Origin of the sequence: Gilliamella sp. BG2 (assembly GCF_046635645.1) — a bacterium.
Classification (GTDB): domain Bacteria; phylum Pseudomonadota; class Gammaproteobacteria; order Enterobacterales; family Orbaceae; genus Gilliamella; species Gilliamella bombi.
In genome coordinates this window covers 1-2,911 of the sequence record NZ_JBIDFF010000060.1, presented here as the reverse complement: position 1 = coordinate 2,911, position 2,911 = coordinate 1, and the positions used below count along the sequence as shown (strand labels likewise).

Genomic DNA, 2,911 nt, shown 5'->3' with positions numbered 1-2,911 from the left:
ATCGACCTGCAAGCCCAAAATGCCAACCTCAATATGGCTGCCAAGCAAGATATCAAAGTGGATAGTGTCGATGGCAAGGTGACCATTACCGCCAAAGACAACCTTACGCTAATCTGTGGTGGCTCTTATATCAAAATCAGCAGCGAAGGCATTGAACTGGGTACACAGGATAATATCTATCTTAAATGTAATGTGATGCAGAAGATGGGGGTGGCGCAAAAAGATATACCGGAAATAGCATTACCTAAAGCTATAGAAACTAACTTTTCAATGAATAAAAAAGATAAATATAGCCTAAAGTATCTTATGGTTAATGATGAAGGTGAGCCATATAAAAATATTGAATATTTAGCGTTTATGGAAGATGGTTCAGTCAAACGAGGGAAAACAGATGATAAAGGTTATACAGAAAGGTTTTATACCAAAAAAGAAGAAAAAATTGCTGTCCGTTTAGTATTAAGTAAAACAAGCAATGGGGAACTTATCAACCAATAAAAAATTGCATAAAAATCATTAATAATTAATATGATACATTTTTAAATACAATGATAACATAATGGATGAAAATTTAATGACAGTATACAATATATTTACAAGCATAGAGACAAAAACCAATCATGAATATATTATTTATGAAATGGAATTATATAAAATGGACGACAAAGGTAATAAAATTTATGCTTTAGAATCAACAGGTAAACAGCCGTTACAAGCTGATAAGAAAACATTAATTCACCCTTCGTTAGATATTTCAGATTCCGAAGACACATCATATATATTAGAGCTGAATCTTTACCATAAATTAGGTAATGATGAATATGAAGTATTACCTGAACCTATGACTGCAATTATCCCTCTTAAGGGATTTTTAACATCTGATAAAAAATGGGGATTATCGCGGGAATTTCAATACAATGAAACAACAGAAAAAACACAATATGGCGACGTACCCATATATGAAGTAAAAATAACCTTTAAATCAAGATCTTTTGAAGCTAAAGAACATCCGGCTGGCGATCCGCAAGATCCTTTTACCAAAGCTAAAATAGAAAGAGCTTTGCAATTAAGATTAGCCAAATACGATTTTCCTTATCAAGGTGATGCCAGTTTATGTGGACCTGCAGCTTTTTTTTATTGCTTATTGATGGATAGACCAGACTTATATAAACAGATTGTCAAAGAACTTTGGGAATCAGGTAAAACTAAAATTGGCACATTAAAAATAAAGCCTGGTTATAATTGTCGTCATCCTACAAATTTTTTTACAAATGATTCAAGAGGGTATATCCCAAAAGTTTCGTGCATAGATTGGATTACCTTGGCAAGTTTAAGGGATTCAGAAAACAGTGTTTTTGATTATGATTCGCCTGATGATCAATTCTCAGGTATTACAACTGCAGAAGACCTTAAAACATGGTTTGAAAAGTCTGGCGCTAAAATTTTATACAGCATCAATACAAGTTTAATTGATCAGATCCGGGGACCGCATTTAACTTTACAAGATTTATGTCGTTTAAATTCTTATATTAGCCCTGAAACACATGTTGTTGTATTAATAGCAGCAAAAATGATTAGTAATCAGGGTATTTTAACAACTAAAGACCACTGGGTAGTTTGGACAGATAAATTAAAATTACTCGATGGTCAGGAAATAACAGAACAAACAGCAATAACTGAAAAGATTAAGCTTGAACTATTTTCATGGGGCACGGTAAAAAAATGGTGGGATTCAAAATCTTTAGGTGAAGTTATGCAAAACTCCTTCGCAGCTATGGTGGTAAGTAAAATTCCTTAAATAAAAAATATATGGCAATAAAATAAATGGTAAAGTGTTTAAAAAACACTTATTTTTAATAAAAATTCAATTAATCGCAATAAACCATATGAAAAAATCACTATATTATTTAATGTTAATCTTTAACTTATTTTTAGTTCTTTCACTTACTGGGTGTTTTTGTAGCGGAAAATTTGAAGTGCTATCTGAATCTTTACCCAATGCCGCTTTTGGTAAACCTTATTATGCTGAAATAAATATTAATGTTGGTGTAGTTCGCAGTGATTCCTATCATATTAAACCTGAAAATTCAGGGCTTGAGCTATCTCCATCCTATTTTGATTGGAATAATTCATATAATGATTTCACCATAAAAGGAACGCCTAAAGTGAACGGAACAATTAGTATAGAATTTACAGGAACTACTTATGTAACTATGCGTTGTCCGGCTAGTCAGTTTAAAAAAATTTATACTATCAAGGTTGAGGAATAGCTTTTTATATCTCTATAAATTATATGAAAAAATTAAGGGAAATGGTATCACACTTTATCGCTCAAAAAATATTTATGGCAAGGGCAAGACTTGAGCCAGAAATAGTTAACGGTGGCATGCATAAATATTACATCCGTCGGACTTGGATTGACAGAATAAAACAATTAAACATTGATAATCGAATGTTTTCAGGTCCTTTTCCGAAAGTAGGGCAAAAAGGTATTAGGGATGGATCGGTTACACTAATTCATACAACTTTTTTAAGGGGTAAGGTAAACTTATCACAACTAAAAAGGAACAAATATGAATAAGATTAAACGCATAAAGCGATTTCAGGGAAAACGCCTCATGCGTTTTTAGAGGATTATTTTAATCACCTGGATTAAAACATGAAGTGCAAATAACTTAGCGTTTTCCTACACAAAATTAGCTGAATTACCATCTTTACAAACATTAAATTATCAATAATTTTAGTATATTAAATGGATCTCGTTCATGCCGAAAAACTGATCCTCGCCAAAAAAGTGGACAAAAGTCGCCTCTATGATATAAACAAAAATCATAGGAGACAAATATCATGGTCAAAAAATTTAGTATCGAATTCAAACAACAATCAGTGGATTATGCGTTATCTAATGCACACC

The 2,911-nt window shown here is 32.1% G+C and carries 4 protein-coding genes; all 4 read left to right on the top strand.

Features of this window, described 5'->3' with window-relative positions; genetic code table 11:
- A partial coding sequence (locus ACGH6Q_RS12120) for a DUF2345 domain-containing protein (protein ID WP_411592967.1) occupies positions 1-495 on the top strand: 495 nt, incomplete at its 5' end.
- 61 nt (positions 496-556) lie between these two features.
- Positions 557-1,795, top strand: coding sequence for a hypothetical protein (locus ACGH6Q_RS12115; protein WP_411592966.1), 1,239 nt, complete (start codon positions 557-559; stop codon positions 1,793-1,795).
- 178 nt (positions 1,796-1,973) lie between these two features.
- A complete protein-coding gene (locus ACGH6Q_RS12110; protein ID WP_411592965.1) occupies positions 1,974-2,267 on the top strand; it encodes a hypothetical protein in 294 nt (97 codons plus the stop codon).
- 23 nt (positions 2,268-2,290) lie between these two features.
- The gene (locus ACGH6Q_RS12105; RefSeq protein WP_411592964.1) at positions 2,291-2,578 is read left to right on the top strand and encodes a hypothetical protein; all 288 of its coding nucleotides are present in this window, start codon (positions 2,291-2,293) and stop codon (positions 2,576-2,578) included.
- Positions 2,579-2,911 lie beyond the last annotated feature (333 nt).

What these genes read in the sequence shown, in the direction of transcription:
- ACGH6Q_RS12115 (WP_411592966.1), top strand. Translation starts at nt 557, where the DNA reads ATGGATGAAAATTTAATGACAGTATACAATATATTTACAAGCATAGAG.
- ACGH6Q_RS12105 (WP_411592964.1), top strand. Translation starts at nt 2,291, where the DNA reads ATGAAAAAATTAAGGGAAATGGTATCACACTTTATCGCTCAAAAAATA.